The sequence below is a fragment of the Microbulbifer sp. Q7 genome (genome assembly GCF_001639145.1).
In the GTDB taxonomy this organism is placed as follows: Bacteria; Pseudomonadota; Gammaproteobacteria; order Pseudomonadales; family Cellvibrionaceae; genus Microbulbifer.
Genome location: NZ_LROY01000001.1, coordinates 992,178 through 1,015,508 on the forward strand (window position 1 = coordinate 992,178; position 23,331 = coordinate 1,015,508).

Consider the following 23,331-nt stretch of genomic DNA (forward strand, 5'->3'; position numbering starts at 1 on the left):
ATGGTCGTATGTTTGGTGCTTAAAAGTAGCAGCGCCCGCCCCAACGGAAGCGGCAGGTTGCGTTAACACTTTTGGTAACCGAGTGGCTTTCGCCGGCGTCGTCGGTGACGGTCAGGGTTACGCTGTAGGTGCCATCTTCCGCGTATTCATGACTCGGGTTCTGCGCACTGGAACTGCTGCCATCGCCAAAATCCCAGTGCCAGCTTTCAATGGTGCCGTCGGCGTCGCTACTGGTATCGGTAAAGCTGGCAGTCGTGCGGGAGACCGAGAAGGTAAAGTCGGCAATTGGAGCCTGGTTCGGGGTACTGGTGTTCGGGTCGGTGACCGTGACGGTCTGGCTGCGGGTGGCGCTGGTGCCCCCGTCGTCGGTGACGGTCAGGGATACGGAATAGGTGCCGGCCGCACCGTAGGTGTGACTGGGGTGCTGGACGCTGCTGCGGTTGCCATCACCAAAATCCCAGTCCCACGCGGTGATATTACCGTCGGCATCGCTGCTTTGATCCTGGCAGTCAATGGTCAGTGCCTCGTCCACACACGTGAATCCCACAACCGGCGGCTGATTGCCATCACTGACCGCATTGAGCGCGGCACGGGCATCCAGGATTCCGGCACCGCAACCGCCGCTGCAGTTACCGGGCAAGTCCCGCGCGGTGTCGCGCAGTGCGTCGCGCACCTGGTCGGGAGAAAGGTCGGGGTTTGCCTGATACAGCAGCGCGGCCACGCCGGCCACATGGGGCGCTGCCATACTGGTGCCCTGATAGAACCGGTAGTTTTCTCCCGCCGGCCCCTGAGTGCCACTGTTGAGGGTGGAGAGAACGCCGTTACCGCTGGTGCTGGTTTCGCCACCCGGCGCGCTGAGATCGATGGACGTTCCGTAGTTGGAATAGGACGCGCGATTGCCCTCGCGATCCGTAGCCGCCACCGTCACGACGCCATTGCAGTTTGCGGGAGAAAAATCGCCGGCATCTGCGTTGCTGTTGCCGGCCGCCGTCACCACGGTGGCACCATTGCTGCGCGCGGTGTTGATCGCATTTTGCATAGCCGTGCTGCAGCTGCCCGTGCCGCCAAGGCTGAGATTGATGACCTGCGCCGGGGTGTTATTGGTGGGCACACCGGGCACGTTACCGCCACTCGTCCATACGATGGCATCGATAATGTCGGACGTGTAGCCGCCGCATTTTCCGAGTACCCGGGCGACCAGTACCCTGGCCCCGTGGGCGACACCGGCAACGCCGCGGTTGTTGTTGGTCAAAGCGGCAATGGTGCCGGCCACATGGGTACCGTGCCAGCTACTGTTGCGCGGCTGGGATGGATTGAAGAAACCACACTCCCACGCGCGCAGCCAGTCGCCGGGATCGCTAGGGTCGCTGTCGCGGCCGTCGCCATCATTGGCCACTGCGGTGTCATCGATGAAGTCGTAGCCCAGGATAATGTTGTCATTCAAATCCGAATGGTCGGTAATGCCGGTATCGATCACCGCTACCACCACACCGCTGCCGTCGTGGGTATCCCAGGCCGTCTCAAGGTTAATACCTCCGGTGGCCTCAAAATAATGCCACTGCTCGTTGTAGCGGCTATCTCCCGGTACCGCGGTATGCTGCATCAGCTGGTCCACCTCTACCGAAAGCACGCCGGGCTGGTTGCTCAGGGCACTGACCAGCCTCTGCAAGCTGGCTGGGGCGAGCGGGTGTTGCAGTCGCAATACATCGAATTGTCCGTTGGCGAGGCTGCGGCGGTAGTGCAGTTTCACTCCGGCAATACTGGACAGATTGGCCGCGATTTCCGGTGCGTTGCGATCCTGGCGGGGCAGCGCGAATTGCAGAATAAGCTGCTGCGCATGGGGCGCAGAGCTCGCGCTGGAAATGTCGGGAGATGCTTGTGCGGTGGAAGTCACCGAGAAGAGCGCGGCGAGGGCAAAACACAGGCTCGCCGATGCGCGCCGAACGGAAAAAAAGGCCACGGTTACATCCTTGTACTGCTGGACGCGGGAAGACGCGCCGGACTGATCACAGCACCATCCTGGCGCCACTCATTTAAGCCTAGCAGGCGGGTGCGTGCTGGCCAGAATTGCGAGATCGCACGCGGATGCCGGGCATCACCCGCGAATAAACTGAGATTTTTTAATCCAGTGCTTGCCGCGGTAGCGGCGGGTGGGGGCGGAGGTGGTCTTGGCCCAGAAGTAGTCCCGGTTGAACTGGAACTCGACCTCGTAGCCCTCTGCGAGTGCCGCCAGTGGCATGGCCTGCCATGTGGACTGGCGGCGCTTGCTAGTGGCTTCCAGCAGGTATTCGGTGTCGTCGACAATGGCGATCACCCAGGCATGGCCCTGCCCCCTGTGCGTGCCCAGGGCGACGCGCGCATCAATGCCGAGGTTGATCAGCCAGTCGGCGAGCAGGATGGCATGGTCTTCACAGTCTCCGCGTTTCTGGTAATAGGCCTGGCGCGAGGTCTGCCAGATATCCGCGAGCCCGGCGTACTGCAGATGGTCGTACTGATATTCCTTGCGGGTTGCCAGGGTGTACAGGGGTACCCACAGCGCTTTGGTTTCAAACGGTTGAAAGCCCACCAGGTAGCTGTTGGCGAAATGATGCAGCTTGTCGAGGCCACGCGCGGATGCGGTAACCGATTCCAGGCCCTGCCAGTTCCATACCGAGATGTAGCTGCTGTCGTGTTCGGAGCGCTGTCCTACCGCCTGCTGCACCATGGCCTCCGTGAGTGGGGCGCTGGTGCCGGGTACGACTACCGTACCCCGCTGGTTGTCGCGCACGCCGGGTGTCTCCGGCTCGCCGCGCACGGATACCAGCTTGCGCTCCTGCAAGGTGTGTTGCGCAGGCAAATGTTGCCACTGTCGCACAACTTCCGGCAGCAACAGCACTATGGCCAGCAGGGCGCTGGCAAGTAACCACCTCACTGCCAGCGCCTAGCCTTTTAGCCCGAAAGAAATAATCAATGCGACGAAGATCAGGATCGTTGAGGCAAAAATAGCCACGGCGATATTGCCGTTCTTCAGTTCCCCTTCGATGTCTACGTGCTTCAGCAGCTTTTTGTCGATGATCAGCAGCGCCACCATGCCAATCAGTAACGCCAGCAGGGTATACAGCAGGTTCAGTCCAAGATTAAACAGGGTTGCAGTGAGGAATTCAGATTGCACGTGATTCGGTCCATGTCGGTCAATTTTGGGCAATTAGAGCATAAGCGCCGCGGCTTTTCTGCCCGCTGTTTGCGACCCGTGTACCTTGGGTTTCGCAGTGCAATCGGGGCCCTTCCCGGTACAAACGTGGCTGGAGGTGGGCCTGCAGACAAAAAAGTGTGCAGAAAAGCATTTTTACACCAGGAAAAACCGTGCTCCGGAAGCACCGCACTGGAGGAAACCAGTGCATACCAAAAGGCTTTGAGGGTAGAACAGCAGTGATAAGTTGATCGAAGCAAAACCCCTGACCAAAGTTGCCGTTACAGTTTCAGATAGGCGGGATTTTAGCGGGTTTTTTGTTGGGAACGGTATTTTCGCTGAGTAGACTTCCGGACACGTTGAAAGAGGAGGTGTTCTCCATGCGTTATTTACTACCTGTAGTTCTGTTTTGTTCGCTCTCTGGTGTCGCGATGGCACAGCAACCGATGTCTCAGCTGCCGGCTGGTGCTTCGGAAGTGCAGATTTTGGGTAAAACCTATTGGCACAGCGGCGATAACTTCTACCAGTTCAATGAGGAAACCGGCATGTTCTATCAGGTTCCTCAGCCCACTGTGCAGGCGCATAAGGACCGTGTATCGCAAGCGCATATGTATCAGCGCAGTCAGACTCTGCCGGGTACCGGTCTGACCGGTGACCAGATTGAGGGCTGTCGTAATGCGGCTGCGGATAAATCCAATGAGGTGCCCAATCGCGGTAGCCAGGTGTACATCAATGAGTACAACAGCTGCATCCGTGATCTGCAGCAGTAACGCTCAATCGTAACTCTCAATCGTAACTCTCAATCGATTGAGGGAGAGGAAAAAGGTCTGCCGGGGAACTGGCAGACCTTTTTTATTGTGTGTGGATTGCACGCCCGCTAATGAGTGGGCTGCCGCTCAGTAGGCTGCGCGGATCAGCTCAATGCCGGGGCCGATGGCGCGGCGCCAGGCGAGTTCGGTCGCTTCATCAAACTGGGGGTCGTACTGGCGCAGAGTGGCAAGTAATGCGTCCAGCCACAAGCCATACCATTCCGGACGGATGTTGTGTCCCTTGCGCGAGTGGCTGCACCCGAGGGCGCGCAGTTTGGTATCCGGCATGCCGCGGGCGTGCAGCACCAGTTGCAAGATGCCATTGCGCAGCAGGTGGCGCTGTGCCGGCATGTCGGTGTGTGTGAACAGCGAGCGGATGACTTCAGAGCTGCTCATAAAGCGGTCGTAAAAGTCGATGAAGAAGCGTTCGTTATTGCAGCAGCGGCCATAGCTCTGAAAAACGATATCACTGTCGGCATTTCCCATTGCCGGTACCCCCCTGGCTGTTGTTATTTTTGCGCACACAGGCGCAGGCAACCGCGGATTCTAGCGGTGGTCATCACGGCAAAATTGATCCAGATCATTTTCAAGGGGGCGGAGACGAGCAACCAGGCTGGAGAGGCCGGCAATAAAAAAGGGGCCCGAAGGCCCCTTGTGGTGTGGTTATACCGATTACTGCGTGCAGTTTCTGCCTTTGCAGGGCTTGCCGCCACCGCCGCCGCCACCGTTATCACCGCCATCACCGCCACAGCCGTTCGCGGTCAGGTAATCCACAGCAGCTTTGGCCTGTACCAGCCCGTAGCCATAGGCATTGTCGCGGCCGGCCGCACCCAGATCTTCCGCAGTACTGGTGAGCGCCGAGCGGATCTGGCTAGCGGAACAGCTGGGAAAGTGGCTCCAAACCAGCGCACTGACGCCGGCTACATGCGGCGTCGCCATGGAGGTACCGTTGAAGTAGGCATAGTCACTCGGCTCAACGGCCAGATTGGCGCTGCTGCCCAGCTGGCCCAGAAGCGCTGCGCCATCGGTATCGGAAATGCCCGCAGATGGGATGCTGGTGGCAACGCCGCCCATGGTGCCGTACAGAATGCCCGGTTCATTGTTGTAGATGACTGCGCCGATGCCGCCACCGGCCTCACAGGCCTGCACTTTTTCCGCAAAACTGATGTTGCCGCGGGAGATCAGGCAGATCTGGCCCGCCGCACCGGCACAGGCAGACTCGCCCAGGCCGCAATCCATCAGGTTACCGGTGACATTACCCATGGGGCTTTCATCCATGCCGGCCGCTTCGATGGCGCTGCCGCCGACGCTGAGGGTGGTCGAAAGGCCCATGCCCACGGGTACGGAAGACAGCACGTCGACACCGGGGCCGGACAATTCAACCTGGTCGGTCTGCTGGGAAAAGTCCGCGATCATCTTGCTGCTATCAATGGCCGCTACCGAGACCACTGCGTCGTAAGATGCCGGGTAGGAGTGACGGGTGTTGCCGTCGTTACCGGCGGCAGCAATGGACAGCACATTCTGGTTATACAGGTCGGCGAAGGCACGCTCTTCGGTGCGGGACTTGAAGGTGCCGCCCAGGCTCATGTTGATTACCGTTGCGCCGTTTGCCGCACACTCGTCCGCCGCGGCCACCAGTGAGGAAGAATAAGCCCAGCCGTCAGCGCCAAAGACTTTGACGATATGCAGGTTGAGGTTGCCATTGGGGTTTACGCCCACAACCCCCTTGCCGTTGCCCCCAATGGCGGCAATGGTGCCGGCGACATGGGTACCGTGGCCGTCTTCATCGGTGAACCAGTCTCCGGTACCGGCGTCGTAATTACCGGTCACATTGCCACTGGGAAGATCCTCGTGATTGATTGAATAGCCCGAGTCGATGATGCACACGGTCTGGTTGCCGGCCATGGCATCGCTGAGCTGGTCGGCCTGTACCATGGGGATGCCAAAGGGAACGGTTTCCGCCATCGGGTAGCGTTTTACATCCTGTTCCACGTATTCCACATTCGGATTGTTACGCAGCGCGCTGAGGGCCTTGGCCGGTAGGTTCGCGGCCATGGCGTTGCGTTTTTGCAGTGCCAGGGCGGAGCGGCCGCCATTCTTTTCCATCATGGATTTGACGGCCTGGCCCTTACCTTCCTTGAACTTGATGATATAGCGCTCGTCGGCGGCACTGGCCTGGCCGGCCAACGACAGGGCGAGCGCGCTGGCGAACAGGGTTGGAATTATTTTTTTCATTCTTTGTGGAGCTCCAGTTTTGTCTGGTACTTCTTATTGTTGGATTGGAAAACTGGCTGCTTGCCATTCAGTGCCCATTGGAATTGGGACTGGCGTACAGCCGGTAGCTAAAATTTAGCAGCTTTGTGCGCACCACCAACGGCCCGTGCCGCGTATTGGGGGGTGCTTAGCAAAAAGGAATTTCGAGGTGGAAAACGGTGACAAGGTGCTGGAGGGGGTTGCGGTATTGTTCGTCTGCTCGCGACACAGGGTGCAGGGCGATTACACGTCGTTCTCGTGTTTTAACTGCACTTGCCAGTCCCCCTCCAGGTCCACGCTCACCAGTACCTGAATGGGGCGGCAGCATACGGCACAGTCTTCGATGTAGTGGCGGCTGCCGGCTGAGGTGTCGATCATCAGCAGGATGGTCTCGCCACAATAGGGGCATCGGTCGCTGAATTCTTCTACGGTGAACATGGTTGACGACTTCCCGGTGTCTACTGGTTGAAATCTGGCCGGCTTCTAGCCTCGCAAGAACCTGTTACATAAATAGCATTTGCTCACGTGGTTGGCCGCGAATTGACGGCGGGCCATGGCATAAATCTACGTTCTTCCGGCCCGCCATGCCTGGCGGCAAGTGCAATTACTGTGTTTTTTGCCTTCTTGTAAAAATGACAACGGTGTCACCCCTGTATTCCTGCTGTGCGGTAATCCATTTACAAAACCGGTTGATATACTGCGCCGCCTGGCCAGTGGTGCCGCAATGACCGCAGCAGCGGTGACCGCCGAGGGGTACAGGGCGTATAATCCGCGCCCGCTTTCTCCCGGTAGCAAATCGGGTGAGTGAGTATTCAGCAACCAGCAAATGAGGATTGGCTATGGCGGTTAAATTGATGAAGGACCAGGATCTGGCGGGTAAGCGTGTACTGATCCGTGAAGACCTGAACGTGCCGGTGAAAGACGGTGCAGTTACCTCCGATGCGCGTATTCGCGCGGCACTCCCCACCATCAAGGCCGCTTCCGATGCCGGTGCCAAAGTCCTGCTGATGTCTCACCTGGGGCGCCCCACCGAAGGCGAATACGCCGAAGAATTCTCCCTGGAACCGGTCGCCGCCCACCTGAGCAAATTACTGGGCAAGGATGTGCCGGTCATCAAAGACTGGCAGAACGGCGTGGAACTTGCAGACGGTGACGTGGCCCTGCTGGAAAACGTTCGCTTCAACAAGGGCGAGAAAAAAGACGATGAGGCGCTGGCCAAGCAGTACGCCAGCCTGTGCGACATCTTCGTGATGGATGCCTTCGGCACCGCGCACCGCGCCCAGGCGTCCACCCATGGCGTGGCTAAATTCGCGCCGGTTGCCTGCGCTGGCCCGCTGCTGGCCGCAGAGCTGGATGCCCTGGAGAAAGCCCTGGCCGAGCCCGCGCGCCCCATGGTGGCCATCGTTGGCGGCTCCAAAGTGTCGACCAAGCTGACGGTGCTTGAGAGCCTGTCGGACAAAGTGGACCAACTGATTGTGGGTGGCGGTATTGCCAACACCTTCCTCGCGGCGGCGGGCAAGCCGGTGGGTAAATCCCTGTGTGAGCACGACCTGCTCGACACCGCCAAGGGCCTGATGCAGAAATGCGATATCCCGCTACCCAGCGATGTGGTCACCGGCAAGGCGTTCAGCGAGTCCGCGGCGGCAGAAACCAAAGCCGCTGACGCAGTTGCAGAAGACGACATGATTTTCGATATCGGCCCGGATTCGTCTGCGGCGCTGGCGGAAATCCTGAAGAGCGCCAAGACCATTATCTGGAATGGCCCGGTGGGTGTGTTTGAATTTGATCAGTTCGGTGGCGGCACTGAGCGCCTGTCCAGGGCAATTGCCGATAGTGACGCTTTCTCCATCGCTGGCGGCGGCGACACCCTGGCGGCCGTGGACAAATACGGCATTGCCGAGCAGGTTTCCTATATTTCTACTGGGGGTGGTGCTTTCCTCGAGTACGTGGAAGGCAAAGTACTGCCGGCGGTCGCCATGCTGGAAAGCCGCGCCAACGACTAAGTGTGTGGCAGGTGGCGCCTGCGGGCGCCACCTCGCTAGCGGCCTGCGGTTTTGATGTTGTTTTAGATGTTGTAGATACGGATGTAGATACCGAGGTACCCAGAAAGCAGTACCCGATTAAAAAAGAGATGCGACCGGGCCCCGCTCAGGAATCGCACGCACATGCAGTACCAAATACCAATTTTATATCGACGAGAAAGGGTTTTTTCATGGCTTTAATCAGCTTGCGTCAGCTGCTGGATCACGCGGCCGAACACGGCTACGGCGTGCCGGCGTTCAACGTCAACAACCTGGAGCAGATGCGCGCGATCATGGAGGCGGCCGATGAAACCGACTCCCCGGTGATCGTCCAGGCCTCTGCCGGTGCCCGTAAATATGCCGGTGCGCCTTTCCTGCGTCACCTGATCCTGGCTGCCGTGGAAGAGTTTCCGCACATCCCGGTGGTGATGCACCAGGACCACGGCACCAGTCCCGCCGTTTGCCAGCGTTCCCTGCAGCTGGGCTTCAGCTCGGTGATGATGGACGGCTCACTGATGGAAGATGGCAAAACCCCATCCTCCTACGAGTACAACGTGGACGTAACCAAGCGCGCTGTCGAAATGGCCCACGCCTGTGGTGCGTCTGTCGAGGGTGAGCTGGGTTGCCTCGGCTCCCTGGAAACCGGTATGGCCGGTGAGGAAGACGGTGTTGGCGCCGAGGGTGTGCTGTCCCACGACCAGCTGCTGACCGACCCGGAAGAAGCCGCGGATTTCGTCAAGAAGACCCAGGTGGACGCCCTTGCCATTGCCTGCGGCACCAGCCACGGCGCCTACAAGTTCACCCGTCCGCCCACCGGCGACATTCTTGCCATCGATCGCATCAAGGAAATCCACGCGCGCATTCCGGATACCCATCTGGTGATGCACGGGTCCTCCTCGGTGCCCCAGGAGTGGCTGAAGGTCATCAACGAGTTCGGCGGTGAGATTCCGGAAACCTACGGTGTGCCCGTCGAGCAGATCTGCGAGGGCATCAAGCACGGTGTGCGCAAGGTCAATATCGATACCGACCTGCGTCTCGCCTCCACCGGCGCGGTGCGTCGCTTCCTGGCCCAGAACCCGGCGGAATTCGACCCGCGCAAGTTCCTCAAGGCCACTACCCAGGCAATGAAAGACATCTGCCTGGCCCGCTACGAGTCCTTCGGCACCGCCGGCAACGCGAGCAAGATCAAACCCATTAGCCTGGAAGCCATGTACCAGCGCTATGAGAAGGGTGAACTGGTGCCCAAGATTAATTGACGGGCACGTCTAAAATTTACCGCGCGTGCGCCGGGTGGCGTCCGCGCGGCGATTTTAGAGCCCCGCGATTTTCGGGGATGCAGCAAAAGGGTGAACTTCGGTTCGCCCTTTTTCGTTTTAAAATGCAGTACCATTGGGTCATGGATCTGCTGAAAGACTTTAATGCTATCGAGCCCACGCCGGTCATTCGCCGGCCGGATTACTCGGCGCTGCGCAAGGAATTGCCCGCGCTGGACTTTGCCTGTGATCAGCCCCTTCCCGGGTCGGTGGCCTCCTACCGCACTTATTACCACCTGAATTTTGACGAAGCCGCGGGCACCGGCATCGGCACCTTCAAGGCCGCCGGATTCGAACTGGTTGCCCAGTACTGGCTGGTGGCCGAGCCCCGGGGCACCCTGTTTATCTGCCACGGTTATTTCGACCACACCGGAATTTACGGCGCCGCCATCCGGTATGGCCTGCAGCGTGGTTTCAATGTGGTTGCGGTGGACTTTCCCGGGCACGGGCTTTCCAGTGGCGAGCCGGTGGCCATCGATACCTTTCTGCAGTACCGGGAGGTGCTGGAGGCGTTGCTGCGCCGGGCGCAGGGCAAGGTGCCAGAACCCTGGCATGGGTTGGGGCAGAGCACCGGCGGTGCGACGCTGCTGAGTTATTTGCAGTTCAGCCTGTGGCAGCCCTTTGACAAAATCATGTTGTTGGCCCCGCTGGTGCGGCCCGCCAACTGGCATCTGCGCAAGTGGATGTTCTATCTCGGCCGCTATCTGATGCCGCGCCCGAGTCGCGGGTTCAATATCAACACCCATGACGCCGAGTTTGCACGACGCCAGGCCCATCGCGACCCGCTGCAGTCGCCGGTAATGTCGATCCGCTGGCTCGGGGCCATGGTGGATTGGCTGAAGGTGTTCCCCAAAACCCACCGCAACCGCCGGCCAATCCTGGTGGTGCAGGGGACCGACGACCAGACCGTCGACTGGCGCTACAACATGCGCGTCATTCGCGACCGCTTCCCCAATAGCAAGCGGGTCATCATCCGCGGCGCCCGCCACCAGATGATCAACGAGACCCAGCCCTACCGACAGCAGATTCTCGCCGCCCTCGATGCCTGGCTGGACCAGCCCTGAGGGCGGGTTAAATCGTCTCGTTTCTTATTAGTTTCTCAGTGCGCGACGCTTGCGCCGCTGCATCAGGGCGTCCACCGAGTAAAAGCCCAGAGCCGTCCACACAAAGATAAAGGTCACCAGCTTGGCCTTATCAAACGGCTCGTTGTACAGCAGTACCGCGAGGAAAAACATAATCGTTGGCCCAAGGTACTGCAGGAAGCCCAGGGTGGAGAGGTTGAGGCGGCGTGCGGCGATGTTAAACAGCAGCAGCGGTGTCAGGGTAATGGGGCCGGCCAGGAGTAGCAGGCCATTCAGTTCCCAGGAATTGTTCAGCAGGTTGCTGGTGGGGCTGGTGGTCCAGAACAGAAAGCCCACCGCCAGCGGCAGCAGGAACAGGGTTTCCACGGTTAACCCGGTGAGGCTGTCCACCGGTGTTTTCTTGCGCACCAGCCCGTAAAAACCAAACGTCAGTGCAACGCCGAGGGCCACCAGCGGCAGGCTGCCGAACTGCCACAGTTCGTAACCAATACCCAGTGTGGCCAGGGCCACGGCGATCCACTGCAGCGGTCGCAAGCGCTCGCCGAGTACCAGTACCCCAAGCAATACGCTGATCAGCGGGTTGATGTAGTAACCGAGGCTCGCATCCAGCAGGTGGTCATTCACCACCGCCCAGATGAAGATAAGCCAGTTGGTGCTGATCAGTGCGGTGGACACCAGCAGCGCCAGCAGGGTGGTGCGCGAGGTCAGAACCGCGCGCAGCCCCTTCAGCTTGCCCAGTGCCGCCAGCAGCACCAGTGCCAGCAACAGCGACCAGATACTGCGGTGGGCGAGGATCTCCGGCGCCGAGAGATCGCCCAGCAATTTGAAATAGAGCGGCGCTATGCCCCAGATAAGGTACGCGCCCAAACCCGCCAGCAAACCTGTGGCGGCGGAATCGGAGTTCTGCTGATTGTTGTGCACGAAGAGTAGCCCTGGCTCACAGGCGGCCCGCGCAGCCTGAGACGGTGGTTCGGGAAGACAAAAAACAAGAAACCCGGCGGTGGTGTAGCAGGTACACCACCGCCGGGTTTGCGGGAGTCTAACAGACCCGCCGGGAGCCTGTCAGATAGCGGCTTCGGGGTTGATCAGAACAGTACGCGGCAGCGCAGGGTGCCGGGGATATTCTTCAGCTTTTCCAGCGCCAGGTCGGAGTATTCTGCATCCACGTCGATCACTACATAGCCCACGGTTTCGTTGGTCTGCAGGAACTGGGCGGAGATGTTGATGCCGTTGTCGGAAAACACCTGGTTGATCGCGCCGAGTACCCCGGGCACGTTCTTGTGGATGTGCAGCAGGCGGTGTGCGCCAGCGTGGCTCGGCAGCGCCACTTCCGGGAAATTCACCGAGCTGGTGGTGGTGCCGTTGTCGGAGTAGAGCGCCAGCTTGTCGGACACTTCCACACCAATGTTTTCCTGGGCCTCTACGGTTGAACCGCCTACGTGGGGCGTCAGTAGGGCGTTGTCGATCCCGCGCAGGGGCGACAGGAATTCGTCGTCGTTGCCGCGGGGCTCCACCGGGAAAACGTCGATGGCGGTGCCGGAGAGGTGGCCGCTTTTCAGTGCTTCTGCCAGCGGTTCGATTTCCACCACGGTGCCGCGGGAGGCGTTCAGCAGAATGGCGCCCTTCTTCATTTTGGCGATCTGTTCGGCGCCGATCATCCACTTGGTGGAGGGCAGTTCTGGCACGTGCAGGGAAACCACGTCAGACTGGGCCAGCAGTTCGTCCAGACTGTTGACCTGGCTGGCGTTGCCCAGGGGCAACTTGGTGACCACATCAAAGAAGATCACCCGCATGCCGATGCCTTCCGCCAGTACGGAAGTTTGCGAACCGATGGCGCCGTAGCCGATGATACCCAGGGTTTTGCCGCGGGCCTCGTACGAGCCGACCGCCGATTTCTGCCATCCGCCACGGTGGCACACCATGTTCTTTTCGGGGATGCCGCGCAGCAGCATGATCGCCTCGGCGATCACCAGTTCAGCTACGCTTCGGGTGTTGGAGTAGGGCGCGTTGAATACCGCGATGCCGAGGTCGGTGGCGGCTTCCAGGTCCACCTGATTGGTGCCGATGCAGAAGCAGCCCACGGCGATCAGCTTGCTGGCGTTCTCCAGCACCTTGCGGGTCAGCTGGGTGCGGGAGCGAATCCCGACAAAATGCGCATCGGCAATCTTCTCGATCAGTTCATCTTCCGGCAGGGCGGTCTTGATATATTCCACATTGGTGTAGCCGCGGGAAGACAGCAGATCCACCGCAGACTGGTGTACGCCTTCCAGTAGCAGAATACGGATTTTGTCTTTCTGAAGAGAAATCTGTGGAGCCATAACGGGTCTCTTGGCCGAGCGCGATAAAAGGGTGTTCGCGAAAGGTTATCGAAATAGGTTTGGAGACCGCCGGGAACCCGGCGAGGGCGGCATCATACCACAAGGGCTTTACAAAGCTTTATACGCAATTTTTATCCTAGTTATCGAATTTGGTTATGTATAAGCACACTTTTACCTGCAATAGTCCCGTCGATCTCACGTTAAACAAGATAGTGTGCGTCGGGCGCAATTACGCGGCCCACGCCGAGGAGCTGAATAACCCGGTACCCGAGGAGCCGCTGCTGTTTATCAAGCCGGCCACAGCGGCGGTCTCCATGGCGGAGCCAGTGCACCTGCCACGGGGGCGGGGCAGCTGTCACTTTGAGGGCGAGCTGGCGCTGTTGATTGGCGAACCGCTGACTGAAGCCAATGCCGCGGATGTGCCGGGTGCCATCGCCGGGCTGGGGCTGGCCCTGGACCTGACCCTGCGTGACTTGCAATCCGCGCTTAAAAAGCAGGGCCATCCATGGGAGAAGGCCAAAGGCTTCGATGGCGCCTGCCCCCTGTCCCCCTTTGTAAAACTCGACTGGCTGCCGGACTGGGACAATCTCACCTATACCCTGTGGCTAAACGGTGAAGTCCGCCAGCGTGGCAAATCCAGCCACATGCTCACGCCCATCCTCGACCTGGTGGCCTATATCAGCAGCCACTTTACGCTGCTGCCCGGGGATGTGGTGCTCACCGGCACCCCGGCGGGGGTGGGTGAGCTGTCCGTGGGCGACCGGCTTGCCATGGGGCTGGAAGACGACTGGCTGCGGGTGGAAACCTCGGTGGTGTGATGGCGGCCCCCGGTGCACTCCCTGTGGGTGTGCGAGGCGGGTAGGGCGTGTTGTGACATAAATGGCAGGCTAAGATTGTCCCATTCCAAAACCACCACTAATATGCGCATTTTTGTACTCATTCAGCGGGAAAAGCGATGACAGATCTCAACCAGAAAGCCACCGTTCGCATTCTCACCACCGGCGGCACCATCGAAAAAAGCTACTGCGAATCCGAGGGCACGCTGAAGAATCGCGCCTCGATTATTCGCGACGGCCTTATCAGCAGCCTGCGCCTGCCTTACACCAATCTTGAGCTGGAGAGTGTCCTCAACAAGGACTCGCTGGAAATGGACGACAGCGACCGCGATCAGATCTGTGAGGCCATCGAGCACACCGCCGAGCAGGGCGACCCCATCGTTATCCTGCACGGCACCGACACCATGTCCGTCACCGCCGAATACTGCTACGCCAAGCTGGGGACTCCCAAGGTGCCGGTGGTATTCACCGGCGCCATGCGCCCCATGGGGTTCATCGACTCCGACGCCCGCCAGAACGTCACCGAAGCGCTGCTCACCGCGCGCCTGGTGCAGCCCGGCTTCTACATCGCGTTCCACAACCGGGTCTTTCCAATTCCCGGCGCGCGCAAAAACCTCGAAACCGGCACATTTGAGGCGGTCTGAATCGCCGCAGGCCGTCAGGCTTTGATTTGTGATCACATTTTAGGTATAAACTGAATAATCCTTCAGTTATTAATCTCAGACTTCACACGAGGTGTGCCATGACCGACAAGGCAAAGAATAAGCCGACCCCGCAGACGCTTCAGGAGTGGCTCGCCATGGCCGATGCCCTCACCATCGAGGGGCGGGCCTTTATCAATGGCGAGTACGTGGACGCCCTCTCCGGCAAGACCCGCGCTTCCACCAGCCCCGCCGATGGTCGCGAGCTGGCGCAGATTGCCAGCTGTGGTCCGGAAGATGCCGAGCTCGCGGTCAAGGTCGCGCGCGATACCTTTGAATCCGGTGTCTGGTCGCACATGCCGCCAATGGAGCGCAAGAAAATCCTGGTGCGCTTTGCCGAGCTGATCGAGGAACATCGCGAGGAAATTGCCCTGCTGGAAAGCCTCGATGCCGGTAAGCCCATCAGCGATACCATGAATGTGGACGTGCCCAGCGCGGTCACCACCATTCGCTGGAACGCCGAGGCCATCGACAAGATTTACGATGAAATCGCCCCCACCGGCCCCACCGAGATCGGCCTGATCACCCGCATGCCGCTGGGCGTGGTTGCCGCCATCGTGCCGTGGAACTTCCCGCTGTCCACCACAGCGTGGAAGCTGGGCCCGGCGCTGGCCACCGGTAACAGCGTGATTCTGAAGCCCGCGTCCAATACCCCGCTCACCGCCATCAAGCTGGCCGGGCTCGCCAAGCAGGCCGGTCTGCCCGACGGCGTGCTGAACGTGCTGCCCGGCCCCGGTAGCACCCTGGGTAAAGCCCTGGGCCTGCACATGGATATCGACGGCCTGACGTTCACCGGCTCCACCGAAGTGGGCAAGACCCTGACCGAATACTCCGGCCAGTCCAACCTCAAGCGCACCTTCCTTGAGCTGGGCGGCAAGAGCCCGAACATCGTGTTTGCCGACGCGGACCTGGACAAGGCCGCGGAAGCCGCGGCACTGGCAGTGTTCTACAACCAGGGCGAAACCTGCACCGCCGGCACTCGCCTGCTGGTGGAGAAAGGCATTGCCGATACCTTCATCGAGAAGGTGAAAAAAGCCTCCGAGCGTTTCAAGCCCGGCCACCCGCAGGATCCCAACAGTGTGATGGGTGCGCTGATCGACCAGAGCCAGTTCGATACCGTCGAATTCTATGTGGCGAAGGGTCTGGAGCAGGGCGCACAGCTGGTGTGCGGCGGCAAGCCGGCAGATGCGGTTGAGGGCGGTCACTACTACGAGCCGACCATCTTCAGGGGCGTGAACGGCGACATGACCATCGCGCGCGAGGAAATCTTCGGGCCGGTACTTTCCATTATCGAGTTTGAAACCGAGGAAGAGGCTCTGAGAATCGCAAACGATTCCATCTACGGCCTCGCTTCCGGTGTGTGGACCAAAGATATCAGTCGCGCACACCGCATGGCCCGCGACATCCGTGCCGGTTCTGTGTGGATCAACAACTACTTTGGCGGCGACATCACCGTGCCCTTCGGCGGCTTCAAGCAGTCCGGCAACGGCCGCGACAAGTCCCTGCACGCGCTGGACAAATACTGCGAGCTAAAGTCCACCTGGATCGACATCAGCTGAGGAATCACTGAAAAACTACTGCGCGCGCGCCTGGCGGCGTCCGGCGGTGCTCGGCATGCTCATGTATGACTTATACACTCCGCTGCCTCCGCTCCGGCGGCCACCACCAGGCACCCGCTCGCTACGTTTTTCAGCGATTCCAGTATGGGTTTGCCACTATTGACTCCTTTGGGCCGCACACGCGGCCCTTTTTTGTATTCAGCTTGGGGTCAGCTTCATTGGGGTACTCTTTCTCCCGCAGTCTGAAACTGTGATTTACCTCGGACGGGGGCGGAGCGTCGCGGTGTAGGATGGGAATATCCTGCAAGGTGCCGGTCAGGCATCAAATGGGCTCCAGATTCACTCGAACCAACGAGCAAGGAAATCGATATGTTGAAGCAACTCACCACATCTCTGGTTGTATCTGCGCTGATGTTTGCCACCGCCAATGCGATGGCCAAGCCGGACAAGAACGGCGAGTTACCCCCCGGGCTGCAAAAGAAAGTCGAGCGCGGCGGTGAGCTACCCCCTGGTTGGAAGAAAAAACTCGCTCCGGGCTATGTACTGGAGGATGAGATCTATCGTCACGCGGTGGTGGTACACCCGGTGGACTCCCGCGGTCTGGTAACGGTGCGTATTGAAGGCGAGCTGATCCGCCTGGTACATGCGACGCACGAGATTGTCGATATCCTTTCCCGCTAATCTCACTCGCCTATTACTCTCGCGAGTCTCACTCGTCAATTGTACTGCCGCCGGGGGCTTGTTCCCCGGCTTGTTTCACCCTATACCAGCGTGTTGAACCTGTATGTATTTCACGGGCACCTCGATGGAATAGGAGTGAACATGAGCGACTACCACCACGGCTTTTCTGTCAGTATCGAACGCACCGGCAACCAGCGGGTGCTGTTGACGATGCACGCGCGCGGCAAGCTGGAGCACGAAGACTACGAAACCCTGGTGCCCATGCTCGAAACCGCCATTGCGGGGATGGAGCAGCCCAAGATTGATGTGCTGATGGACGTGCGCGAACTGGAAGGTTGGGAAATCCGTGCTGCCTGGGATGATCTGAAACTCGGTGTAAAGCACGGTCGTAAGTTCAACAAGGTGGCCATGGTGGGCAGCAAGGCCTGGCAGGAAACCGCGGCCAAAATCGGCACCTGGTTTATCGGAGGCGAAGCCCGCTTCTTTGAAGACAAGGCGCCCGCCTTGGCGTGGCTGAAAGAAACCTCGTAAACTCCCCTCTAATTTACTTTCACCGATACGGCCTCCGGCGGGGGCTGTGCGGGCAACTATTACAATAAATACAGGAAACTTGGCATGTTCGAATGGATTGCCAGCCCCGAGGCTTGGATTGCACTGGCCACGCTGGCTGCTCTGGAAATCGTTCTGGGGATCGACAACATCATCTTTATTTCCATCCTGGTTGGGCGCCTCCCGGAAAAGCAGCGTGAATCCGCGCGCTTTATCGGCCTGGCACTGGCAATGATTACCCGCCTGGCACTACTGTTCTGCATAGCCTGGATCATGGGGCTGACCGAGACGTGGTTCACCGTGTTGGGTGAAGAAATTTCCGGACGGGATTTTATCCTGATAAGCGGTGGCCTGTTCCTGCTGTTCAAGGCAACCCACGAAATTCATAACAGCCTGGAGGGCGTCGATGGTGAAACCACCAGCACGGCCACCGCAACCTACGGTATGGTGCTTGCGCAGATCGCCATCCTGGATATTGTGTTTTCGCTGGACTCGGTGATTACCGCGGTGGGGCTTGTTGACCACATCTCGATTATGGCGATCGCCATTATCCTGGCCGTGGCGGTGATGCTGGTGGCGGCTAAACCCATCGGTGATTTTGTCGATCGGCACCCCACCATTAAAATGCTCGCGCTATCGTTTTTAATCCTGGTCGGTGTCACGCTGATTATTGAGGGCTTCGATGTACACGTGCCCAAAGGATACATCTACTTTGCCATGGCCTTCTCGATGATGGTGGAAATGCTGAACATCCGTGTGCGCAGCAAAAAGGCGAAAGCGGTCAAGTTACACAAACCGATACGGGCAGACTGAGCCCGTCAGGGTAAATAAAAAAAGGGGCGAATGGATCGCCCCTTTTTTGTTCCCGAGTTTTATTGATGCGCATTATTGGCAGAGGCTGCGAATGCTGTGTGCCTCCTGCGCCGCTTCCATCCACTTGTATTCGTCATCGTCTCCGAAGTAGTAATACAGTGAATTATTGGGCAGGATCAGCACCGAGATGCCGCCGTAACCGGACATGAACGGCAGCCACAGCGGGTTACTGCAACCACTGATGTTGCTACTGATTTCATGGGCCCAGAAGCCGTTGTTGTATTTGTAATCGGTCAGCGGCTCCAGACCCCGGTCACTGGCATCGCGCTGTAGCGCGGCATCCAGCTGCCCTTGATGCAAGACGGACTGGCTGCTGCCGGCCAAAAAGTTACCGATTTTCGCCACATCGTCCCGAAGCCACATCAAGCCCCAGCCGGTAAACGCCTGTTGAATACTGTCGTAGGTGCGGCGAGTGAATTCGGCGGTGGGGCTGACGCCCAGAGGTGCCAGTACCTCATCAATCAGAATATCCTGGAAAATATCACTGCTACTGCCCTCGATACCCTTCACATACGCATTCATCGCGGTGCCCAGAATGTAGGTATCGGATGTGTGGTACACCCACTTGGTACCGGGGGCCGCCTTGCGAGGATATTCCGTGCAGCTGTAGCTGATCTTGCTGGCGTGGTCTTCCGGCAGGAACAGGTCATTGGTATGGCTTGCCCCTTCATCACTCATGTAACTGGCGAGTTTGTAATTGCCGGTGCCCATGTCGAGGGCGTTGCCAAAGGTCACGTCATTCCAGTTACCATTGGTGTTGCATTCACTGATGTAGCTGCCGATGGATTGATTGAACGTTCCCGGGTACTTCTGCTCCAGGCGCATCAGCGCACCGCCCGCAAATACGGATTTTGCGCTGGAGTAAGACGGCACCACCAGCGCCTCACAATAGGGGTAGGTCCCCCGGCGTGTACTGCAGCCGCCCACATAATGGGTGCCATCGATGACGAAACCGACCAGCGAGATAGCAGCGGGGTCCTTGCCGTCCGGGGTGGCGAAGGCCGCAGGGTTGGTGCCAGGGTAATCCTGTGCGAGTGCGCTCAACGGTTTGGTGGGCATGCGCGCCGCAACTTCCGCTTGATACGCACTCACCAGCGCCGTGCTGTTCGCAACCGTACCTGGGGTATAGCTCGCCGAGAGCTGTCCCCACATATCAAACTGGTAGTAGAGGCAGGTTTCGCTGGCGATCTGGTAGGTCACATCGGAGGTAGAGCCATCGTCCTTGAACAGGAAGCTCATCACACCATTGTGCATGCAGTTGGCATTTTTCTGCTGTAGCGCAAACGGCAGGGCCACGCGGCTGTAGCCGGCATCGCCGTTCTCGTTCCACACGCGCCCCGGTGTCAGCACGTATTCCCATTCCGGATGGGCGCTGGGAATAGACCCGCGTTCGCTGGGTACGATATGGCTGCCGGTCTGCACGAATTCGAAATTGAATTCCGGCAGGTGTTTGCGCGTTGTATCCTGGGAGCCAGTGTAGCGGAAGGTGTCTTTGTGTTCGTCGAAGGCGCCACCGGTCGCCTCTCCGAACAGCTCCAGCGAGCCTTCAAACTGGTTAGTCGGCATGGCCGCCTGGGCGGGCACCGCGTAATGGGAGAAGTCCACGAGACTGCCCGGGTCGCTGCCGTTAATCAAGGTGGTCATCGTCAAAGCAGAGCGCGAGACATTGCCATTGCCAGTGAGTGGGTCAAAGTCTTCTACACTGCCGCCGCCTTCCACGGCCGAACCGCTCAGCGCGATGGTAACACTGGACTCGTCCGGGTCGTTGGAAGTCAGGGTGATACCGCTGCTGAAACTGCCTTCGGCCGACGGTGCAAACGCTAATGAAATGGCGCAGCTGCTACCTGCGGAGACCGTCGCGCAGTTGTTGCTGGTAATGCTGAAAGGTGCTGCCGGGGTGGTGGTATTGCTAATCACCAGAGCCGCGGAGCCTTCATTGGAAACGGTGACAACCTGGTTGCTGCTGCTACCGGGGGCTGTGCTGGGGAAATTCACGGAACCGGGTGTGGCGATATCCGGATCGGTAGGAGCGCCTCCAGTGCCGGTAACCAGCGCCTGGTGACCATAGCAGTAATCTCCCGTCGTAGAGCCGGTTCCGCGAAAGCGCAATTGCACGCTGATATTGTTGTCGATGCCCGCGGGTGCGCTGTTGGCGCTAAACTGGGTACCGTTGTCGTCGCCATTGGCAATGGTTAACGCCGTTGTCCAGCTACTGCCGCCGTCGGTCGAAATTTCGCCGTAGCAGAATTCATTATTTTCAAGAGAGCCTGCAGACATGGTCAGGGCAACGGAAACGGCAGAATAGCCCGCGGTGGAAAGTGTATGGCTCGCGCTGGAACCTCCGCGCAAGCGCAATGTTCCGTTGTGTGCATCCACATTGCCTATGGCGCTCCAGCCACTGATGTCACCGCTGGAAAAATTATCGGAATACAGCGTCTCCGCCTGGACACTGGCGATGCTGGCTGTACTCAAAAATATAAAGGCAGCCGAGAGCCTTGCCCGGGGTTGTTGGTTTCTCGATTTCATATTCGCACCTTGATTATTTTTGTGGAACTGCAATACAGCCTCGCACAGGGAATTGCGAAGTTGCATGCAGGTAACATGAGGGGAGATGGCTTTTTTCTATAGGACCAGCTATTCGAATCGGGTGGAGCCAGAAAAAAACAGGCGCGAAAATTTCCATTAGGAAGGTTGCTGGTGCAATTGAGGCGAGCCCTGGGTAGGGCCCGCCTGAGTGATGTAGCAAAGGCCGCTGTGTTTACTGGCAGGCGCTCTGGATCTGGTGTGCTGCCTGAACGGCTTCGAGCCAGAAGTAGGTGTCATTGTCACTGAAGTAGTAGTACACGCTGTCGTTCGGCAGCAGAACCACGGTGATTCCGCCAAAGCCTGACAGGAATGGGATCCACTGATTTCCACTGCAACCACTCAGATCGCCAGCCACATTGTGTGCCCAGAAACCGTTGTTATAGCGATAGTCGGTAAGTGGTACGGTACCGGAGTCGAGGCTGTTGCGTTGCAGGGCCGCATCGAGCTCAGCGCTGTCCAACATTTGCTGGCTATTGATTTCACCATTATCGATGCCCACAAAGCGTGCGATTTTTGCCAGGTCATCCGGCAACCACATCAACCCCCAGCCTGAAAACGGTTGTGCTACCGAATCGTATGTGCGGCGTGTGTACAGGCCCGTGGGGCTCACACCGATAGGCTCCCAAAGGTCGGCAACAATGGTGTCAGCAAAAATATCGGCACTGCTACCCAGCTGATCCTGCAGGTAATCGTTCATATGTGTTCCGGCAATATAGGTATCAGACGTGTGATATACCCACTGGTTACCGGGCGTCGCTTTTCGCGTGTACTGGGTGCAGCTATAGCTGATCTTGCTGCTGTGACTGTCGGTGAGGAACAGGCCGTCGGTGTGTGAAGCGCCCTCGTCCGACATGTAGGTGGCGCTGTCGTAGTTACCCGTTGCCATGTCCAGTAAGTTATTCAGTGTTACATCCGACCAGTTGCCATTACTGTTGCACGCCGGTACGTGGCTCGAGACGGTGGTGTTGCGCGCACCCGGGTAGAGCTTTTCCAGGCGCATCATGGCCACACCGGCAAAGAAAGATTTTGCAGTGGAGTAGGATGGCACCACCATGGAGTCACAGTATGGATAATTGCCATAGCGCGTTACACAGTCACCTCGGTAATGCACACCGCCATAAATAAAGCCCGCCGTGGAAACGTGGCTGGCATCAGTGCCGCTAGGGGCTTCGAAAGCCGAGGGATCGGTACCCGGATAATCGGTGCTTAGCGCAGACAGCGGCTTGGTCGGTATGCGCGCGGCGATTTCTGCCTGGTAATCCTGAATCAGCTGGCCCTGGCCGGCGATAGTTTCCGGTGTGTAGGCGGCACCGAGTAGCCCCCACCAATCGGCTTTGAAGTAGAGACAGGTTTCGCTACTGATCTGGTAGGCCACCTTGGAAGTAGAGCCGTCTTCCTTGAACAGGAACGTCATCACCCCGTTGTGCATGCAGTTCGCATTGCGCTGTTGCAGGGCAAAAGGGATGGCGGCACGACTGTAGCCATTGTCACTGGCTTCTTGCCACACGCGGCCCGGTGTCAGTACATACTCCCAATTCGGGTGCGCACTGGCGATAGAGCCCCGTTGTAAAGGAAAAATATGGCTGCCGGTCTGGATGAATTGAAACTCGAACTCGGGCAAGTGTTTACGCGTATTGTCGCTGCTGCCCGTGTAGTTGTAGGTATCTTTGACTTCGTAAAAACTGCCACCGGTAGCTTCACCGCTCAAGGTGAGGATGCCCGCGAAGGCATGTTCCGGGTGCGCCGCATTCTGTGGAAGCGTGTATGCGGAGAGATCTACCCGGCTGCCGGGGTCGCTACCCGTTGTCAGAGTGGAATAGCTCAGCAGGCTGCGTGATACATTGCCGGAACCGGTGAGCTCGTCATAGTAGTCATCATTACTGCCACTACCGCTACTTCCTCCGCCGCTGGCCACATCGCCGGTGATGAGAAGATTGTCGCCGTAGCAATAATCGTAATAGTCATTGCCGCCATTGCGGTAGCGAATCATCAGCTGGGACTTGTTGTCAGCGTCGATGGCCACTGAGTTTGCGCTATATAAAGCACTGTTATCTTGCCCGTTGTACAGGGTGATCGCCGTTACCCACGAGTTACCGCCATTGTTGGAAACTTCTGCAACACAGGTCTCGCCGTATTCGAGCGAGTAGGCGGAAATATCCAGCGCGATATTAACGTTGACGTAGCCTGTGGTAGACAGTGTGTAGGTGGCACTGGCGGTGCGTCCCCGCAGCCCAATCGAGTAGTTGCCGTAATAGGCGTTGGCATAAACGGTGCCCGAAGTGTTCCAGCCGGCTATGTTGCCGTCCTGAAAGTCTTCATCGAGCAGTGTTGCGGCGTTCAGGCTAGGTGTGGCGCAAGCACTGAGTAGTGCCGCCATTGTGAGGTGTCGAAGATTTTTCATTATTCTTGATCACACATGTCATATGGGTGGATGGCTATCGCACGCGAGAAAATACGTGGTGATCAGCGCGCAACCTGAGAACTCCGATTAAGGTTCTCGCAAACCCGTATTCCCAGTTAGCGCCACCTGTCGAGTCCCAATAGGGCCAGAGTCAATTCTTCGCTTCCCGTTCTGTGCAAA

The 23,331-nt window shown here is 58.6% G+C and carries 20 protein-coding genes; 10 read left to right on the forward strand and 10 right to left on the reverse strand.

From position 1 onward, the window contains the following. Positions 1-19: 19 nt before the first annotated feature. The 3 genes from AU182_RS03945 to AU182_RS03955 form a co-directional block, all read right to left on the reverse strand. On the reverse strand, positions 20-1,960 hold the full coding sequence (locus tag AU182_RS03945) for a S8 family serine peptidase (RefSeq protein ID WP_066960911.1): 1,941 nt from the start codon (positions 1,958-1,960) through the stop codon (positions 20-22). Between the two features lie 135 nt (positions 1,961-2,095). Then, positions 2,096-2,911 carry a transglutaminase domain-containing protein gene (locus tag AU182_RS03950; RefSeq protein ID WP_066960914.1) on the reverse strand — a complete coding sequence of 272 codons (816 nt, stop codon included), beginning with the start codon at positions 2,909-2,911 and terminating at the stop codon, positions 2,096-2,098. Positions 2,912-2,920: 9 nt separating this feature from the next. Further along, positions 2,921-3,151 carry a DUF350 domain-containing protein gene (locus tag AU182_RS03955; protein WP_043320183.1) on the reverse strand — a complete coding sequence of 77 codons (231 nt, stop codon included), beginning with the start codon at positions 3,149-3,151 and terminating at the stop codon, positions 2,921-2,923. A gap of 449 nt (positions 3,152-3,600) precedes the next feature. Here AU182_RS03955 and AU182_RS03960 point away from each other — a divergent pair, with 449 nt between their 5' ends. Next, a complete protein-coding gene (locus AU182_RS03960) occupies positions 3,601-3,939 on the forward strand; it encodes a hypothetical protein (protein ID WP_066960917.1) in 339 nt (112 codons plus the stop codon). A 126-nt stretch (positions 3,940-4,065) separates the two neighbouring features. Here AU182_RS03960 and AU182_RS03965 read toward each other — a convergent pair whose 3' ends face one another. The 3 genes from AU182_RS03965 to AU182_RS03975 form a co-directional block, all read right to left on the reverse strand. Beyond that, entirely contained in the window at positions 4,066-4,464 is a 399-nt protein-coding gene (locus AU182_RS03965) for a globin (RefSeq protein WP_066960920.1), read from the reverse strand. Between the two features lie 186 nt (positions 4,465-4,650). Then, positions 4,651-6,213 carry a S8 family serine peptidase gene (locus AU182_RS03970; RefSeq protein WP_066960923.1) on the reverse strand — a complete coding sequence of 521 codons (1,563 nt, stop codon included), beginning with the start codon at positions 6,211-6,213 and terminating at the stop codon, positions 4,651-4,653. A gap of 261 nt (positions 6,214-6,474) precedes the next feature. Then, positions 6,475-6,669 (reverse strand): CPXCG motif-containing cysteine-rich protein, encoded by a 195-nt coding sequence (locus AU182_RS03975; protein ID WP_066960926.1) that lies wholly within the window; start codon positions 6,667-6,669, stop codon positions 6,475-6,477. Between the two features lie 401 nt (positions 6,670-7,070). Between AU182_RS03975 and AU182_RS03980 the strand changes: the two genes are divergently transcribed. The 3 genes from AU182_RS03980 (at position 7,071) to AU182_RS03990 (ending at position 10,629) form a co-directional block, all read left to right on the forward strand. Then, positions 7,071-8,234, forward strand: coding sequence for a phosphoglycerate kinase (locus tag AU182_RS03980; protein WP_066960928.1), 1,164 nt, complete (start codon positions 7,071-7,073; stop codon positions 8,232-8,234). Positions 8,235-8,443: 209 nt separating this feature from the next. Beyond that, on the forward strand, positions 8,444-9,508 hold the full coding sequence (gene fba, locus AU182_RS03985; RefSeq protein ID WP_066962110.1) for a class II fructose-bisphosphate aldolase: 1,065 nt from the start codon (positions 8,444-8,446) through the stop codon (positions 9,506-9,508). Between the two features lie 122 nt (positions 9,509-9,630). Next, on the forward strand, positions 9,631-10,629 hold the full coding sequence (locus tag AU182_RS03990; protein ID WP_227718111.1) for an alpha/beta hydrolase: 999 nt from the start codon (positions 9,631-9,633) through the stop codon (positions 10,627-10,629). Positions 10,630-10,656: 27 nt separating this feature from the next. Here the strand turns inward: AU182_RS03990 and rarD are convergent, their stop codons facing one another. Both rarD and serA read right to left on the reverse strand, forming a co-directional pair. Next, entirely contained in the window at positions 10,657-11,568 is a 912-nt protein-coding gene (gene rarD, locus AU182_RS03995; RefSeq protein ID WP_066960931.1) for an EamA family transporter RarD, read from the reverse strand. A 164-nt stretch (positions 11,569-11,732) separates the two neighbouring features. Then, positions 11,733-12,965 carry a phosphoglycerate dehydrogenase gene (gene serA / locus AU182_RS04000; protein ID WP_066960934.1) on the reverse strand — a complete coding sequence of 411 codons (1,233 nt, stop codon included), beginning with the start codon at positions 12,963-12,965 and terminating at the stop codon, positions 11,733-11,735. Between the two features lie 155 nt (positions 12,966-13,120). Between serA and AU182_RS04005 the strand changes: the two genes are divergently transcribed. The 6 genes from AU182_RS04005 to AU182_RS04030 all read left to right on the forward strand — a co-directional run bounded on the left by AU182_RS04005 (position 13,121) and on the right by AU182_RS04030 (position 18,104). Then, positions 13,121-13,783, forward strand: a complete 663-nt coding sequence (locus AU182_RS04005; RefSeq protein WP_066960938.1) for a fumarylacetoacetate hydrolase family protein — start codon at positions 13,121-13,123, stop codon at positions 13,781-13,783. Positions 13,784-13,920: 137 nt separating this feature from the next. Then, positions 13,921-14,445 (forward strand): asparaginase, encoded by a 525-nt coding sequence (locus AU182_RS04010; protein WP_066960941.1) that lies wholly within the window; start codon positions 13,921-13,923, stop codon positions 14,443-14,445. Between the two features lie 98 nt (positions 14,446-14,543). Continuing rightward, on the forward strand, positions 14,544-16,061 hold the full coding sequence (locus AU182_RS04015) for an aldehyde dehydrogenase (protein WP_066960944.1): 1,518 nt from the start codon (positions 14,544-14,546) through the stop codon (positions 16,059-16,061). 369 nt (positions 16,062-16,430) lie between these two features. Beyond that, the gene (locus tag AU182_RS04020) at positions 16,431-16,742 is read left to right on the forward strand and encodes a hypothetical protein (RefSeq protein ID WP_066960948.1); all 312 of its coding nucleotides are present in this window, start codon (positions 16,431-16,433) and stop codon (positions 16,740-16,742) included. A gap of 141 nt (positions 16,743-16,883) precedes the next feature. Further along, complete coding sequence (locus AU182_RS04025) at positions 16,884-17,273, forward strand: STAS/SEC14 domain-containing protein (RefSeq protein ID WP_066960951.1); 390 nt, start codon at positions 16,884-16,886, stop codon at positions 17,271-17,273. 84 nt (positions 17,274-17,357) lie between these two features. After that, on the forward strand, positions 17,358-18,104 hold the full coding sequence (locus tag AU182_RS04030; RefSeq protein ID WP_066960953.1) for a TerC family protein: 747 nt from the start codon (positions 17,358-17,360) through the stop codon (positions 18,102-18,104). Positions 18,105-18,176: 72 nt separating this feature from the next. Here the strand turns inward: AU182_RS04030 and AU182_RS04035 are convergent, their stop codons facing one another. Next, on the reverse strand, positions 18,177-20,636 hold the full coding sequence (locus AU182_RS04035) for a choice-of-anchor D domain-containing protein (RefSeq protein ID WP_227718112.1): 2,460 nt from the start codon (positions 20,634-20,636) through the stop codon (positions 18,177-18,179). A gap of 286 nt (positions 20,637-20,922) precedes the next feature. Continuing rightward, the gene (locus AU182_RS04040) at positions 20,923-23,151 is read right to left on the reverse strand and encodes a hypothetical protein (RefSeq protein ID WP_066960956.1); all 2,229 of its coding nucleotides are present in this window, start codon (positions 23,149-23,151) and stop codon (positions 20,923-20,925) included. Positions 23,152-23,331: the final 180 nt, after the last annotated feature.

Bases quoted from the DNA above. Each gene is read 5' to 3' on its own strand.
- AU182_RS03960 (WP_066960917.1), top strand. From the start codon at position 3,601: ATGGCACAGCAACCGATGTCTCAGCTGCCGGCTGGTGCTTCGGAAGTG.
- AU182_RS03965 (WP_066960920.1), bottom strand. From the start codon at position 4,464: ATGGGAAATGCCGACAGTGATATCGTTTTTCAGAGCTATGGCCGCTGC.
- AU182_RS03970 (WP_066960923.1), bottom strand. From the start codon at position 6,213: ATGAAAAAAATAATTCCAACCCTGTTCGCCAGCGCGCTCGCCCTGTCG.
- AU182_RS03975 (WP_066960926.1), bottom strand. From the start codon at position 6,669: ATGTTCACCGTAGAAGAATTCAGCGACCGATGCCCCTATTGTGGCGAG.
- AU182_RS03980 (WP_066960928.1), top strand. From the start codon at position 7,071: ATGGCGGTTAAATTGATGAAGGACCAGGATCTGGCGGGTAAGCGTGTA.
- fba (WP_066962110.1), top strand. From the start codon at position 8,444: ATGGCTTTAATCAGCTTGCGTCAGCTGCTGGATCACGCGGCCGAACAC.
- AU182_RS03990 (WP_227718111.1), top strand. From the start codon at position 9,631: ATGCAGTACCATTGGGTCATGGATCTGCTGAAAGACTTTAATGCTATC.
- serA (WP_066960934.1), bottom strand. From the start codon at position 12,965: ATGGCTCCACAGATTTCTCTTCAGAAAGACAAAATCCGTATTCTGCTA.
- AU182_RS04005 (WP_066960938.1), top strand. From the start codon at position 13,121: ATGTATAAGCACACTTTTACCTGCAATAGTCCCGTCGATCTCACGTTA.
- AU182_RS04010 (WP_066960941.1), top strand. From the start codon at position 13,921: ATGACAGATCTCAACCAGAAAGCCACCGTTCGCATTCTCACCACCGGC.
- AU182_RS04015 (WP_066960944.1), top strand. From the start codon at position 14,544: ATGACCGACAAGGCAAAGAATAAGCCGACCCCGCAGACGCTTCAGGAG.
- AU182_RS04020 (WP_066960948.1), top strand. From the start codon at position 16,431: ATGTTGAAGCAACTCACCACATCTCTGGTTGTATCTGCGCTGATGTTT.
- AU182_RS04025 (WP_066960951.1), top strand. From the start codon at position 16,884: ATGAGCGACTACCACCACGGCTTTTCTGTCAGTATCGAACGCACCGGC.
- AU182_RS04030 (WP_066960953.1), top strand. From the start codon at position 17,358: ATGTTCGAATGGATTGCCAGCCCCGAGGCTTGGATTGCACTGGCCACG.
- AU182_RS04040 (WP_066960956.1), bottom strand. From the start codon at position 23,151: ATGAAAAATCTTCGACACCTCACAATGGCGGCACTACTCAGTGCTTGC.